Origin of the sequence: Pedobacter psychroterrae (genome assembly GCF_004331695.1) — a bacterium.
In the GTDB taxonomy this organism is placed as follows: Bacteria; Bacteroidota; Bacteroidia; order Sphingobacteriales; family Sphingobacteriaceae; genus Pedobacter; species Pedobacter psychroterrae.
In genome coordinates this window covers 894,355-906,251 of record NZ_SJSL01000001.1, presented here as the reverse complement: position 1 = coordinate 906,251, position 11,897 = coordinate 894,355, and the positions used below count along the sequence as shown (strand labels likewise).

Genomic DNA, 11,897 nt, shown 5'->3' with positions numbered 1-11,897 from the left:
AAAACCTACCGCACAGGAAAATTTCTAGCTGAAATGGATTTGGCTTATCTAAAATCAGCACCGTGCGGTGCAGAAAAGACCAGTGGTTAGTATAAATTTGCAAAATGAACGAATTTATAGATTACATTCTACAGTTTCAAAACTTGAATCAACAACAGATTGATTTCATCTCAAGTAAAGCAACCAAACTAAAAATTGCTAAAGACGATTATTTTTGTGAAGCAGGAAAAATCCCAAGACAAGTTGGCTTTTTAGTTAAGGGAATTTTTCGTATTTGCTATTACAATAGTAAAGGGGAAGACATTACAAAGTATTTTATTGAGGAAAGTAACATTGTTGCTGATTATTTCAATTTTAAAAAACAACTAGAAGCATCGATTTACTTGCAGGCTGTCACGGATTGTGAACTCCTTGTTTTTTCAAGACAAAACTGGGAAAATACAGCGACTACAATTGTTGGCTGGGAAACTATTGTTGATAAAATGATACAAAACTACTTATTACAGAAAGTTAAAAGAAGAAGTTCGTTAGTGGAACAGGACGGAAGATCCCGCTATTTAGAATTTATTAAAGATTTCCCTACGCTTGTTAACCGTGTTCCACTTGCTTACATTGCTTCTTTTATAGGAGTTACACAGTCATCGTTAAGCCGAATAAGAAAAAATATCCGATAAGCTGCTTTTTGCCATATGACAAATGGCTACATTTTTAAACCGCTTACTTTTGTTTTATAAACAAAGAGAAAATGACTTCAATTATTATAACAGGAGCAAACAGCGGAATTGGCTTTGAGTGCGCAATGCAGATGGCCAAAATTGCACCAGATGAACAAATTATTTTGGCTTGTAGAAATGTAGAATCAGGTAATCAGGCAATTCGAAAAATAAAGAAAAAAACCAATCATACTAATATAATCTGTTTGGCTTTAGATTTGGCATCACTGCAATCAGTGAGAGATTTCAAAACAGCAATTTCAAAACTGCCCAATCCGGTTATTACATCCATTGTAAATAACGCAGGTGCAATATTTGACAAGTTTGCGTACACTAAAGATGGTTATGAAATGACCTTTGGTACAAACCATTTAGGAGGATTCTATTTGACGCTATTAATGTTACCATATTTACATAATAATGGAAGTATAGTGTTTACGGCTAGTGATACTCATGATCCTACAAAAAACACAGGTTCAGCACCACCAAATTACACAAGCGCAAGTGATTTGGCCTTCCCAAAAGTAGAATCAGAAAAATTAACCATAAAAGATACGCAAAGACTTTACGCTACCTCAAAACTCTGTAATGTTTTGACAACGTATATCTTGCAAGAGAAATTAGTAAATACAAACATCAGAGTAAATGCTTTCGATCCGGGTCTAACCCCAGGTACAGGTTTGATAAGATTTGTTCCTGCTCCCGTCCGACTTTTCCTCTATTTGAGTTTTCGTGTTCAAATGTTGTACAGGCATAATACCAATCTTCCCCAGATTTCGGGAAGCCGACTGGCTAATCTTAGTTATGCAAAAGAATTTCAAAATCTGAAAGGAATTTATTTTTCTGACGGAAAAGTAACAAAGTCTTCACAGGAATCTTATAGCAAGGATTTCCAAAATGATTTATGGAAATCCAGTATAGAACTAACGGGCATTAAGACGGAAGACACGAACATTCCCCTAAACTGACAATTACAATAAAATGATTTCTTATAGAGAACAGAATATAACTGTTGGCCTTCAGCACTTTTAATGGCATAAGCCAAATAAGGAACTATTTCGACAAATGTAAGATTGAAATCAACCTTGTCAAGTCTGCTGTGTAATGCATACATCTAAATACATCAATCATTGCTAGAATTAAACTATAAGGATAAACTGGCTTTTGCAACTTTAGTCGATTTCTTTATACTTTTGGTTTGAAAGCTTCTTTCTTGGCTATTAGCAGTAAATCCCGCAATTACCTCAATCTTTTCTTTTTTCTCAAGGTTCATTTTATCGGCCTCTATTGGCAATAGCCTGTACAATTCGCTAGTTATCAATTCTTGGATATCGGACTTGATTTTTTTATAGTTTTCTTTTATATCCTCTTCTGTGACGTCGCGGATCTCAGGAAGCTTTAAGTAATCCTGTTCTTCGGCTCTGATCACCGAATGGTTGTTGACTATTTCCGCATGAAACATCTTGAGTTCTATTTTCTGATCAGGATTATCCGCCACAATCCCAACAAACTGCCCGGAAGAAAGAGAAGCAATCTTACTGGCAGGAATCGCAGAATCCATCTGGGTAGACTTGCTCAATGACGTATCACTGCTGTTGATACTCAAACTCTCCCGATCCTGCACGATCTTCCCAAACGTTTTAGATAACTTCTCCGCCCCATCCCCACTGACCTGACCACTGATGATGTTACCTGAAATCCCCGCAATGATATTCGCCTGCTCCGCCCCATATTCCTTCTTAAGCTGCTCTATTGACTGGATACCAATCGTACAGCTCACCAAGTTACTCCTTGCCGTAGTGATCGTTGGCACCAGATCAGCCACCAAAGTCGGGTACTCATCAAATATCAGGCTGCATTTAAGTCTACTTTTTTGATTGGCCAGCTTTAAGATCCTGGCCACATACAGCGACAACACCGCTCCATAAGTTTGCAGCTTCTGCGGGTTGTTACCCAAACACACAATTTTAGGCTCCTCAGGATTGTTGATGTCCAGCGTAAAATCATTACCACTCAATACGTAATACAGTTTAGGAGAGACCAGACGGGCCATACTGATCTTGGCACTACCGATCTGTCCCTCCAGCTGGCCCCATTCTTCTTTCTCCCAGGCAGAAACAAAAGGATTTAAGAGTGCCTGGATTTCCTCCTCCATAGTCAGCACTGTAAACAGTCTTTTGTAATCGACCATCATCAGCTCTATCGCATGTGGGAGCGTACAATACCTGCCGTTTTCATATTTCTTCAGGAACCAGATCAGTGCCGTTACAAAACTTATGGCCGACTCCACGAAGAAATCACCCTGCTTTTTCAGCCACTCCCGGTTCAGTCCCAGCATAATTGTCCTCGCCGATTCTGTCGCATCGGTGATGTCAATCATCCCTTTTGGCTCCAAAGGATTGCAGCGGTGCATGATCTCATCGAAATTGATCACATAGAATGCCGGTTTCACCTTGTAGTTTTTTACATATTTAGGCAGCTTGTTATACGCCAGTGTCGTTAAATCGGGGTATTTAAAATCATAGACCAGCATGGAAAAACCTTTTTTTAAATGCTGGTCAATGACATGCCGGATATAAAAGTACGTTTTCCCCGCACCTGCACTTCCCGACAGCAACGTACTTCTGAAAGGATTGATGATGTTGATCCAACCGTTCCGCTGTTTACCCTTTAACCAATACTTTGTCGGCAGGTTAATGCTGAACTCATTTTCCAGCAGCCGCTCTTCCTGCGGAAAAGTTTCGTTTTCCTTGTTGAAAGTATCGCCGCTCAGGTTGACCTTCAGCAGTCTGGATAATAAATTCCCACCTGCCAAAATCAACAGGTAGCCGAAACCAGTTGCACCCATGTACAACAGCGACGCTGTTTCTGCACCGGTGTTTATATTAAGAAAAAAATGGCTCACCACGTAAAGTGTAATACCGGTGGCCAGGTAGGTGGTGATCGTTTGCTTCCTCAACTTTTCATCCTTCTTTCCTTTTGCAGCTACCAAGGAAACGATTTGCAAAAACAATGCTGCTGACTTGGAAAACAGTTCGGTTTTAAAAACGGCCATCACCCTGATCTTTTCCAGGATGTTATCGGTCAGCTCTGCCCTTAATCCCCATAACTGAAATGCGGGATAACAAAATAGGTAAAAATGGATGGCTAGGATGACCAGACTCAGCAGCCTGGTAAAATCCGTGATTTTGCGTAATGCCTGTACGTTTTCTCCTGTTTGCATAATATCGGGTTTAAAGGTTTAACTTTTTACGTTTTCGTTTTTTCGGTGGTCCACCAGACTGGTCAAACTGCTCTTTCAACATCGGTTCTAAAAGATTCGGGACGGTGTCGGTAAGCTCTTTTAATTTGGGGGTGAAGTCGATTCTGTCAATTTGGTTCGTTGACTTTTGGCTGTTTTTGATTGACATTTGTAAAGTTTCCGTTGACTTTTCTTTACGGCCGAGACTGATCAGAATGGCCTTTGCACTGTAGGCCTTACCCAGATCACTACCTTTAAATACGATCTTGTTCCGATGATCTACATAGGTGATCCCGAAAGCCTGCCCATTGGCACCGATTCTGAAAATTGCCGCAATTCCTGCCGCTTTTAAAGACTTGGTGAACGCTTCCTGGCCTGCCGGTTTATTGCCAATCACTTTGTCAATTGCCCCTTTGAGTTGTGGCTTATACTGCTGCCTGCTTTCTACATGTTTTTCAAACTGTTTTTCCAATTCCGGTAGCGTTGGCTTGGCGTACAGAGAACTTGATTTAATGGGAATGCCGATCTTATTCCCTTTTTCATCCAGAAGGCTATAGATCAGTCCTTTTTTTTGGAACATCAGCGTGTCTTCCGCTCCACGATCGGCAACCACATTGAACTGTTTCAAAACTGCGTTCAACTCTGCCAGCGAAGTAAATTTATAGGTGTTGACTACCGCAGTAACGGTATTACTAACCGCCCGCTTGGTGGGTAGTCGTCCATAATTAACTTTTGTGATGTCGATGGCTTTGATCCCTGGCTCCGGTTTATATTTCTTTCCTTCCGCCTTGACCAGTTTATACTCCATCTCAATTTCCCTTCGTGCTTTTTCAGACCGGATCGCTCCGATATTGTGCAGGTCAATCCGCTCACCACTAGCCTGGATATTCGTGGTTACCAAATGAATGTGGTCATGACCAGCATCGTTGTGCCGGTATGCTAGAAAGGGCTGATCACCAAAGCCAATTCTATCCATATAAGTGACCGCAATTTGTTGCAGGGTATCGTCTTTTAGTTTTTCAGCGGAATCGAAATTCAGGGAGATATGCAGGGTATTAGTCTTGACCTTGGGATTCAGCATCAGCAGGTTTTCAAACCGGTGCAGTTTCTGGCTGAAATTCATGCGGTCAATGTCCCCGGCAAATCCACTCGCCAAGATCAGTTCGGCTTTTCCTTCCAGCACTTTGTTTTCGTTGTAATGCAGCGCTCCCCTCATGCTTTTCCCGGTTATGATCTTGGCAACCATTTTTCAGCAAGACGGTTAATTAGCAGGAGCAAAGTGTCGGTTTTTCCTTCCACCGTTTCATAAAGCTTTATAATTTTTGTAACCTGGATATTTTGTGAGGGCACTCTTTTATCACTGTGAAATGCTTTGGTGATCTGATTGATGTTGATTCCGATTGCTCTTAGTTCTTTTCTTATTAATGCCAATTCTTCCATGGCACTGTTGAGCGTAATGTCTTTGTAGAACAGGGTGATCTTTTCCTTACTGAGGATCTTACGTGCGGCTTCCCCAATTGTCCGGCAGTCGCTGCTTGTGCTGATCTTTTCGAGCCTATGGAAACCGGCATCTGTCAGCCTGATCCGTAGTACCCTCGTCAGGATTTTTTCAGGTTCTGGTGATTTTTTTCTTGGCATTACCTTAGGCTTTTTATAGTTCCGGAAGGGGCAAGTTCCGCAGCCCCTTCATTTCTTGTGGCAACAAGCAAAGAGATTTTCGTAGACGAAAATACATCTTTGCTAGGCTCAGGCGAGACTAAGATTGATCTGGGTTTCTGTTGAGAAATCCGGTTTAAAATTGTCATCATCCTGATCTACTTTACTGAGCCCCTAGTCTTTTATAATAGAAGTTTTGTTCCTCCTGATATTGTCTTTGCTCTTCCTCCATCGGAAGCATTGATCGTAAAAGTTGACGGATTTTTTTTCGTTCCGGAACCGATTTTCTCTTTGGCAACGGCTGCTTATAAGTAGGCTTTGATATTGCATTTTCTAGTTTAATTTTTAATTCTGTTTTCATGGCATGATTTATATCTGCCAAAGATTGAAACAGAATGTGATGAAGAAACCCACGCTGGGAGTGAACTGGGAATGTTTTGAATTTGTTCGTTTAAAATTGAGATCCGTTGCATGTTTTTATTAAACATACATGCTCCAAAAAAACCTTATTAATAAATAAAATCTGTAAATTTGACTTGGAGCATTAGCTTAACAGGTAAAGCTAGGCAACTGACGTGCGACCAATCAGTTCGTGAGTCAATTGCCAAGTTGTAGGTTCGAGTCCTGCATGCTCCTTCATAATTTGGAACAATCAAACGCATATATCGCTTTTAAGAAACGTACCCAAGAAATTTTCAGCTTTGCTGTTCTTGTAACATCTAGTGTCCCTATATTGAAATATAACATTACGCTTTACAATAAGGGCAGCATAAAAAGAATTTCAGAACCAGATTATTTTCAGCCTTCAGTAATTTATGAAATTAACGACTCAACGTTATCGGACTTGAGAGAAAATGGTTTAGATGAGGAAAAATTGGCTCTTCTTTTAGAAATGAAAGATACTCCTTTAAATAATAGAGAATTTAAAGATTGTGTCGTTAAAAAAATAGGAGAAACCGCTTATAAGACACATAGGAATATTTTAAAACGTCAAAGTGGTGGCTACATATCAAATTTGTATGATTGCACAAGCGGGTATCAAACTAAATTAGCATCATATTTATTCTTTTCGCTATTCTCTTACTTCGAGGCATTTATTGGCGAACTCACAAAAGAAGTGATTGAACATTTTCAGCGACTCGATGTTCCTGAATACCTGTCCGAAATGCAAACTCTTAATCTGACAAAAGAATATCGAAATCTGAATAATGTGTATGATCCAAGAAAAATAGACAAGTACAAGAAATACAGCAGAGACTTGCAAACAAAAGGTTACCAAAAACCGGAAAATCTAATGTTTTCATCTATGCTTGATTTGCTAAAGTCTACTAGTGAAAATATGAAAGCTAATGAAATTCCAGCTTTCTTGAAAAAATTCTATTTTTTTGAAATGGATGAAATTGATAATGACACATACCATAATTTCCGAGATAATAGAAATTCAATAGGTCATGGGGCTACATCTTTCATTCCTACACTTAAAAATGTAACTGACGCTAATAAATTCTTTCGAAGGATTAGTAAAGAAATTGATTCACATGTTACAAGACACTACATGAATCTGACGAATTTTCAGAATCCCAGATAGGATCTAATATCAATCAAAACCATCTCAAAGAACGAAGGGATAACATAACTCAATGTTAGATATATTGCACCCACAATTGGGATTAAATTAGCCATCGCTATCTAAGCATGTTGCAATCCCTCTTAACTGTCCGAGTTTTTTTTACCTAATTTAATTAGTAACAGCCAATGATTCTCAGATACTAATGAATTAGTCGATGTGAATACTCGGGGTAATGATTAGGAACAACTGTTCTTCCACTTATGACTCCCATTTGCTACCCCAGATGGGAATAGACCCAAATACTTCTTGCCACTTTGCGACAATAAAATCGTGAACTTATGGAGAATGAATTTTCTGATATTGGTGGGATTAGGCCTGAAATGGCCCAAAAAATACTAGCGAAAAATGGGGTTGAAGTAAGTGTCGAAGAAGCAAAAAATGTTTTGGAATTGCTAACTTTTTTAGTTAACTTGTCTATGGATCAGCTACTTGACCAGGAATAAAAGGTTGCCTGGAACGTCCGAAAAGCCCATTTTTTAATTAATCCATTTTTATGAAAAAAGTATTTCTTTACATCCGTGTCAGCACAGATGAGCAAGCAGACAAAGGCTATTCCCAACGTGACCAACAAGAACGTCTGCACCGTTATTGTCAACAAAATTCTATTGAGGTGTTGAAGATCATTTTTGAGGATCATTCAGCTAAAACTTTCGTCCGTCCGGAATGGAGCAGAATGCTGGTGGATCTAAAGCGAGTTAAATCCAGACCAGACGCCATTCTATTTACCAAGTGGGACAGATTTAGCAGGAATGTGAGTGAGTCTTATCAAATGATCGGTGTCCTGTCGAAATTAGCAGTTCAGCCGATCTCTATCGAGCAACCTTTGGACATGACGATTCCAGAGAGTAAAATGATGCTCGCCATCTACCTGGCAGCTGGAGAGGTGGACAATGACAGAAGAGCGCTAAATGTTTTCTACGGTATGCGAAGAGCTAAAAAGGAGGGTCGGTTCATGGGCACAGCACCCCTTGGATATAAGAATCTTTCAACTCCCGATGGTAAAAAATACATAGCGCCATACGAGCCTGAGGCTGGAATTATGAAATGGGTATTTCAGGAAATCTCCAGGAATGTATTTGCTGTTGATCAGATCAGGAAAAAAGCTAATCAGCTAGGATTGAAATGTACCAGGATGACTTTTTGGAGGAACATCAGAAATCCGATGTATTGTGGTAAACTGGTGATCAAACAACACAAAGATGAGGCTTCTTACATAGTTGACGCCCAGCATGAGCCTTTGATCTCTGAAGCTCAGTTCTATGATGTTCAGGATATCTTAAATGGGAGAAAGCGGGTGCCTGCTGCAAAATTACTCTCTATGGAATTGTTGCCACTGCGGAACTTTTTGAAATGCAATAAATGTCACCGCATGCTTACTGGAAGTTCCTCAAAGGGCAAGCGTAAACATTACTATTATTACCACTGTGATTCTTCCTGCGGAGTAAGGTATAATGCAGAGGAGACGAACAAGCTTTTCTTGAAACTACTTAAGTCCTGGGTAATCAATCCGGCTGCTGTGGAGCTCTTAAAAATGGTAATATCCTCAGTATACAAAACTCGAACAAAAACGGAGTTCAATCTGAAGACGCAAGTGATGAATGACATCACCAAACAAAACGAAAAAATCGCAAAAGCCAGAAGGCTGCTTTTAGAGGAAGATATCGAGCCTGCTGATTATAAAGAGATAAAAGCCGATTGCGACGCTGTAGTCGCACGTTTAGAGGTGAAATTGCAGGAAGTTTCAGAAACGAAAATGATCCGGCTGGACATCAACAAATTAATGGATAAGATCATTACTACGTTTTGCAACCTCGACAAAGTTTTCCAAAAAGCTCCGCTCAAAAAACAACGGCACATTCTGTGTTCACTTTTTCCTGAAAAAATCGACTTTAACGGAGCCAAACATCGAACACCTCGGACAAATTCAATAGCGCATGTAATATGGCTGATTAACAGGGAGTTAAGAAGCTTAAAAACAAACACAGCGCCTGATTTTCAGACGCTGTATCAGAAGGTGGTCCCGACGAGAATCGAACTCATATCTAAAGTTTAGGAAACTTCTATTCTATCCGTTGAACTACGGGACCCGCAAACACCATTTAAGATCACTCTCAAACGGCAGGCGCAAATATAACAATAAAACAATGTGATTTAAGAAAAATCTAAACCACAGCTTTACTAGATTTAACGTAGAATACCTATTCCTAGCACACCACTACCAGATCTTCGAAGTCCTTATCCATTATAATACCAATACGTCAAAGAACTTTTCCAGTAGCCGTCCCGGCTACTAAACTCCATTATCCTTTAGGGAGGAACCGGCCTGATCCAGTCCGCATATTTCACAATCGTACGCTTATGCCTTACCAGCTCCTGACTTACACCCCCACAGTGCCAGCAGGCCACTCAGCAGCACATGCTCCTTCTTCAGCACGTTTACCGCCCTCGCTATTCTCGCTATTTCATACCCACCTCCTTTCTTTTACTTTTTGTGACCTTAAAATTCAGTGTCTGGTAAGGACATTCTTTTTACGCGCTCTTCGCGCCTTAAAAAGTCAGTCCGAAAGCAGATCACTTAATTTTGCTCTTTGTGACCTTAAAATTCAGTGTCTTTTAGAGGGCATAGCGTTCTTCTTGCGAAGCTTGAAGTAATGCAGCCCGATAAAAGAGCACTGAATTTCCTAATAGCCTTATCAAACTCCCCAACACTCCCTTCCCAACTAAACACCGTATGCAGATTATCCTGCGACCCCGGATGCTGCACCCATACCTCCAGCAACACCATCCTGTTCCCGCACCTGTAGGACAGCACCCACTCATTACCTTTGCTGTCCCGCAGGTCATAACACAACTCATGCCCGCCGCCCGATGCGATCGCAATCCTGTGCTGCTCCATCGTTGCTACAAACTGCAGCGCATTACACAACTGTGCGACCTTAAACTGCTGCCCCTCACGCTTCAACGTCATGCCGGCCATATTGCCATGCATCATAAAAATGTTCAACTGTAACCTCATTTCCTGTCTTTTAATTTTTGATACTGCAAATTTACCTACACCAAAAACCACGGGATCAGGCAACATGCAGAATGGCAATCGCTGTCGCTATTCCGCTGAATTTTGGCAATCGTTGTCACACTCTGTGAGGATTTCCTGACTGATCTTTATAGAAATGGCAGGATGATTCTTTATAAAGCAAACTTTTCCAAGCGCTGCAGTGTTTAGATTGCAAAACCTAAAAACATGAACAATTTTTTCAGAGGGATTATTGCCGCATGGGGCGCTAAGAAATTGGGAGGAGGCTGCCTTTCTACAATTGTTATATTTATCCTGATCTACAGCTTGCTGGGAAAATGTAATAATAATAAGACGCGTGCAGCCGAGCCAGTTCAGAAAAAGCAACCTGTGGCTGTTTCCAGATAGAAACAAATTCAACTAAAACAAATATGATCAGCGAAATCATCAAACTTGAAGAAGCCATTATTGACGCATTTATTTACAGCGATGTTGCGGTATTAGACCAGTTGCTACATGTAGACCTGGTATTTGTGAACCACAAAGGAATGCTCATCTCCAAGCAGGAGGATCTTGCCCCGCATTTGAGTGGAGATCTGAAAATTACCGGTATTTTGACCGCTGACCAGCACATCAGTATTTTCGGAGATACTGCTGTTGTATCGGTATTTAAAGATATTAAAGGCAGCTATCTCGCTGAAGATTTTGAAAGCCGGGTCCGCTTCACCCGGGTGTGGAAATTGTTTGAGCAAGGTTGGAAAGTGATTTCCGCAACCAGTGTACCTTTCCAGTAATGGCCACGGTTTATCCAAGCAATCAAATGAGTATTACCACTTACTTACAAATATAGCCATGCCTGAACTACCTGACTTAGAAGTATTCGCCGCTAACCTGGAAAAGCGGTTCAAAAATAAAACCCTGGAAAATCTGGAAGTTACCGTTGCTAAGAAACTCAACGTTTCTGAAAAGGAGCTTAAAGCAGCGCTCACCGGTCATCAGCTCCGGTCCGTTCTTCGGGAAGGGAAAACCCTGCAGCTGCATTTTGGCGGAGGAAATGTGTTGGGGCTGCACCTGATGTTGCACGGGGAGATCCAGCTCGTGCAGCATGATAATGAGGTAAAGTTCAAGATCATTGAATTCTATTTTAAAGGAGATGACAGCTTTGCCCTGACCGATTTTCAAAAGGCGGCTACTCCTACGCTTAACCCAGGACCTGTTACTGTGCCCGATGCATTATCGCCTGATTTCAGCATTGCTTATTTTAAAGGGGTACTTGCAAAGAAAAAGGTAGCTGTAAAACAAGTATTGATGGATCAGAAAATTGTCCGTGGCATCGGCAATACTTATGCGGATGAGATCCTCTGGCACGCCCGCGTTTCGCCGTTTGCCGTGGCCAAACTAATCCCCGAAGCGAAGATTAAAGATATCCACAAGGCGGTAGATGAGGTTTTAAGAAAAGAAATCATGAACCTAACCAAGGCGATCCCTGATAGTTTTAATGCCGAAGTGTATGATTTTTTAAAGATCCACAATCCCAAATTGACCGAAAGTCCTACAGGTCAGAAAATCCGGGTTGATAAAACCGGCGGCCGTAAAACATATTATACCATTGAGCAGTTAGACTTTCAATGAAACGCTAGTAGA

13 protein-coding genes and 2 tRNA genes are annotated in these 11,897 nt (G+C 40.8%); 9 read left to right on the top strand and 6 right to left on the bottom strand.

The features are described 5' to 3' along the window. Positions 1-104 precede the first annotated feature (104 nt). Both EZ437_RS03945 and EZ437_RS03940 read left to right on the top strand, forming a co-directional pair. On the top strand, positions 105-674 hold the full coding sequence (locus tag EZ437_RS03945; RefSeq protein ID WP_131593451.1) for a Crp/Fnr family transcriptional regulator: 570 nt from the start codon (positions 105-107) through the stop codon (positions 672-674). Between the two features lie 71 nt (positions 675-745). Beyond that, the gene (locus EZ437_RS03940) at positions 746-1,681 is read left to right on the top strand and encodes an SDR family NAD(P)-dependent oxidoreductase (protein ID WP_131593449.1); all 936 of its coding nucleotides are present in this window, start codon (positions 746-748) and stop codon (positions 1,679-1,681) included. 176 nt (positions 1,682-1,857) lie between these two features. On the opposite strand, the gene mobC (EZ437_RS03935) is transcribed toward EZ437_RS03940, so the two are convergent. The 4 genes from mobC (EZ437_RS03935) to EZ437_RS03920 all read right to left on the bottom strand — a co-directional run bounded on the left by mobC (EZ437_RS03935) (position 1,858) and on the right by EZ437_RS03920 (position 5,971). Continuing rightward, a complete protein-coding gene (gene mobC, locus EZ437_RS03935; RefSeq protein WP_131593447.1) occupies positions 1,858-3,936 on the bottom strand; it encodes a conjugal transfer protein MobC in 2,079 nt (692 codons plus the stop codon). A 10-nt stretch (positions 3,937-3,946) separates the two neighbouring features. Then, on the bottom strand, positions 3,947-5,200 hold the full coding sequence (locus EZ437_RS03930) for a relaxase/mobilization nuclease domain-containing protein (protein WP_131593445.1): 1,254 nt from the start codon (positions 5,198-5,200) through the stop codon (positions 3,947-3,949). Further along, a complete protein-coding gene (gene mobC / locus EZ437_RS03925) occupies positions 5,182-5,592 on the bottom strand; it encodes a plasmid mobilization relaxosome protein MobC (protein ID WP_131593443.1) in 411 nt (136 codons plus the stop codon). Before mobC (EZ437_RS03925) ends, EZ437_RS03930 begins: the two co-directional genes overlap by 19 nt. A gap of 181 nt (positions 5,593-5,773) precedes the next feature. Next, entirely contained in the window at positions 5,774-5,971 is a 198-nt protein-coding gene (locus EZ437_RS03920) for a hypothetical protein (protein ID WP_131593441.1), read from the bottom strand. A 177-nt stretch (positions 5,972-6,148) separates the two neighbouring features. On the opposite strand from EZ437_RS03920, the gene EZ437_RS03915 reads away from it, so the two are divergent. The 4 genes from EZ437_RS03915 (at position 6,149) to EZ437_RS03905 (ending at position 9,293) form a co-directional block, all read left to right on the top strand. Beyond that, a tRNA-OTHER gene (locus EZ437_RS03915) sits at positions 6,149-6,246 on the top strand. Positions 6,247-6,253: 7 nt separating this feature from the next. Then, positions 6,254-7,198: a HEPN domain-containing protein gene (locus tag EZ437_RS03910; protein ID WP_131593439.1), complete on the top strand. Its 945-nt coding sequence runs from the start codon at positions 6,254-6,256 to the stop codon at positions 7,196-7,198. 320 nt (positions 7,199-7,518) lie between these two features. Beyond that, positions 7,519-7,683 (top strand): hypothetical protein, encoded by a 165-nt coding sequence (locus tag EZ437_RS21510; RefSeq protein ID WP_165500333.1) that lies wholly within the window; start codon positions 7,519-7,521, stop codon positions 7,681-7,683. Between the two features lie 50 nt (positions 7,684-7,733). Further along, on the top strand, positions 7,734-9,293 hold the full coding sequence (locus tag EZ437_RS03905) for a recombinase family protein (RefSeq protein ID WP_131595143.1): 1,560 nt from the start codon (positions 7,734-7,736) through the stop codon (positions 9,291-9,293). On the opposite strand, the gene EZ437_RS03900 is transcribed toward EZ437_RS03905, so the two are convergent. Together EZ437_RS03900 and EZ437_RS03895 are read right to left on the bottom strand one after the other, a co-directional pair. Next, positions 9,256-9,327 (bottom strand) — tRNA-Arg (locus EZ437_RS03900). The two genes, EZ437_RS03905 and EZ437_RS03900, sit on opposite strands and share 38 nt — an antisense overlap. A 509-nt stretch (positions 9,328-9,836) precedes the next feature. Beyond that, on the bottom strand, positions 9,837-10,256 hold the full coding sequence (locus tag EZ437_RS03895) for a hypothetical protein (protein ID WP_131593437.1): 420 nt from the start codon (positions 10,254-10,256) through the stop codon (positions 9,837-9,839). 225 nt (positions 10,257-10,481) lie between these two features. Between EZ437_RS03895 and EZ437_RS03890 the strand changes: the two genes are divergently transcribed. From EZ437_RS03890 to EZ437_RS03880, 3 genes are read left to right on the top strand one after another with little or no spacing between them, the layout of a single operon-like run. Continuing rightward, positions 10,482-10,661, top strand: a complete 180-nt coding sequence (locus EZ437_RS03890) for a hypothetical protein (protein WP_131593435.1) — start codon at positions 10,482-10,484, stop codon at positions 10,659-10,661. A gap of 23 nt (positions 10,662-10,684) precedes the next feature. After that, positions 10,685-11,047 carry a nuclear transport factor 2 family protein gene (locus EZ437_RS03885; protein ID WP_131593434.1) on the top strand — a complete coding sequence of 121 codons (363 nt, stop codon included), beginning with the start codon at positions 10,685-10,687 and terminating at the stop codon, positions 11,045-11,047. A gap of 58 nt (positions 11,048-11,105) precedes the next feature. Beyond that, positions 11,106-11,885 carry a DNA-formamidopyrimidine glycosylase family protein gene (locus tag EZ437_RS03880; RefSeq protein WP_131593432.1) on the top strand — a complete coding sequence of 260 codons (780 nt, stop codon included), beginning with the start codon at positions 11,106-11,108 and terminating at the stop codon, positions 11,883-11,885. Positions 11,886-11,897: the final 12 nt, after the last annotated feature.

What these genes read in the sequence shown, in the direction of transcription:
- EZ437_RS03945 (WP_131593451.1), top strand. Translation starts at nt 105, where the DNA reads ATGAACGAATTTATAGATTACATTCTACAGTTTCAAAACTTGAATCAA.
- EZ437_RS03940 (WP_131593449.1), top strand. Translation starts at nt 746, where the DNA reads ATGACTTCAATTATTATAACAGGAGCAAACAGCGGAATTGGCTTTGAG.
- mobC (WP_131593447.1), bottom strand. Translation starts at nt 3,936, where the DNA reads ATGCAAACAGGAGAAAACGTACAGGCATTACGCAAAATCACGGATTTT.
- EZ437_RS03930 (WP_131593445.1), bottom strand. Translation starts at nt 5,200, where the DNA reads ATGGTTGCCAAGATCATAACCGGGAAAAGCATGAGGGGAGCGCTGCAT.
- mobC (WP_131593443.1), bottom strand. Translation starts at nt 5,592, where the DNA reads ATGCCAAGAAAAAAATCACCAGAACCTGAAAAAATCCTGACGAGGGTA.
- EZ437_RS03920 (WP_131593441.1), bottom strand. Translation starts at nt 5,971, where the DNA reads ATGAAAACAGAATTAAAAATTAAACTAGAAAATGCAATATCAAAGCCT.
- EZ437_RS21510 (WP_165500333.1), top strand. Translation starts at nt 7,519, where the DNA reads ATGGAGAATGAATTTTCTGATATTGGTGGGATTAGGCCTGAAATGGCC.
- EZ437_RS03905 (WP_131595143.1), top strand. Translation starts at nt 7,734, where the DNA reads ATGAAAAAAGTATTTCTTTACATCCGTGTCAGCACAGATGAGCAAGCA.
- EZ437_RS03895 (WP_131593437.1), bottom strand. Translation starts at nt 10,256, where the DNA reads ATGAGGTTACAGTTGAACATTTTTATGATGCATGGCAATATGGCCGGC.
- EZ437_RS03890 (WP_131593435.1), top strand. Translation starts at nt 10,482, where the DNA reads ATGAACAATTTTTTCAGAGGGATTATTGCCGCATGGGGCGCTAAGAAA.
- EZ437_RS03885 (WP_131593434.1), top strand. Translation starts at nt 10,685, where the DNA reads ATGATCAGCGAAATCATCAAACTTGAAGAAGCCATTATTGACGCATTT.
- EZ437_RS03880 (WP_131593432.1), top strand. Translation starts at nt 11,106, where the DNA reads ATGCCTGAACTACCTGACTTAGAAGTATTCGCCGCTAACCTGGAAAAG.